Consider the following 1,161-nt stretch of genomic DNA (forward strand, 5'->3'; position numbering starts at 1 on the left):
CTAAGCACCTGATCAGAAGTGTTGTCCGTAACCCTCGGGTAGCCAGGGTGAGGTCCAGGGTGCAGCGGTGGCGAGCGTCTGGTCGTCGGTGCGGTTGCGGAAGTAGGCGTGGGTTTGTCGGACGCGGTCGGCCATGGTGGCGGGTGCGGTGTTGGCGATCCGGTGTTTGAGGCCGGCCCACACGCGTTCGACGGGGTTGTCCTGCGGGCTGTACTTCGCGCCCTCGATCAACATCAGTCGGGGGTGTTCCGCGAGCCATCGTCGGGTGATGCCGCTGTGGTGGGTGGAGCCGTTGTCGCAGACGACGGCCACGACCGGGGCGTCGGGGTGGGCGGTGAGCAGCAGGTCGAGGAAGTAGCAGAACACCACGGAGACGTTCTTGACCGAGACGTGGTGGTGGAAGGCGCCGGTGGCGAGGTCGATCGCGCCGTGCACGGTGCGACGGCGGTTGGTGCCGGGGGTGGGGATGCGGTGTCGCAGGCCGGTGGGCATCCAGGTGGCGCGGACCCTGGGCAGCAGGTCGATGTGGGTCTCGTCCTCGGCCAGGACCACCGACCCGGGCGGGAGTGCGGTGATGCGGTCGCGGATGTCGGCGCAGATCGGGTCGTGGTCGGGGTCGCCTTTGGCGATCAGGCGGGGACGGCACCAGCGGGCCTGTTCCCGGATGCGGCGGCGGAAGGTGGCCAGGCTCATCGCGGGTCGTCCGGCGGCTCGCCAGAGGCGGGCGGTGGTCCAGGCCTTCGGGGTGGTCAGCAGGGTGCGGATGCGTTGTCCGAGGCGGGGGCTGCCCAGGCGGGGGCGTCCGCTGCGGGGCCGGTCGGGCAGTCCGGCCAGGCCGTGGCGGGCGTGGCGGGCGATCCACCGGCGCACCGTGGCCGGGTCGTAGTGCAGCAGCCGGGCGATCTCGGACGCGGTCATTCCGGACGCGGACAGCAGGACCATGACGATGCGGGCGGCGACGCGCCGGGATCCGTGCAGGGCTGTGACCAGGTCGCGGTGCTGTGCGGGGGTCAGGGTGGCGTAGATGTGCGCCGGGCGCATACTTGTCGTGGCCTCGTCGGGTTGTTCCAGGTGTGGTAACCGGATCCAACCCGACGAGGTTTCCTACGTTCGCAGGGGATCTGCACGGGTTACAGACACAACCTCCGTCGACCTGCTTAG

1 protein-coding gene is annotated in these 1,161 nt (G+C 70.1%); it reads right to left on the reverse strand.

All coding sequences use genetic code 11. From position 1 onward, the window contains the following. Nucleotides 1–12: 12 nt before the first annotated feature. The gene (locus tag ACR807_RS41665; protein ID WP_438927072.1) at nucleotides 13–1,041 is read right to left on the reverse strand and encodes an IS630 family transposase; all 1,029 of its coding nucleotides are present in this window, start codon (nucleotides 1,039–1,041) and stop codon (nucleotides 13–15) included. Nucleotides 1,042–1,161 lie beyond the last annotated feature (120 nt).

Source organism: Saccharothrix sabaoui (genome assembly GCF_051756985.1).
GTDB lineage: Bacteria > Actinomycetota > Actinomycetes > Mycobacteriales > Pseudonocardiaceae > Actinosynnema.

Bases quoted from the DNA above. Each gene is read 5' to 3' on its own strand.
- ACR807_RS41665 (WP_438927072.1), bottom strand. From the start codon at position 1,041: ATGCGCCCGGCGCACATCTACGCCACCCTGACCCCCGCACAGCACCGC.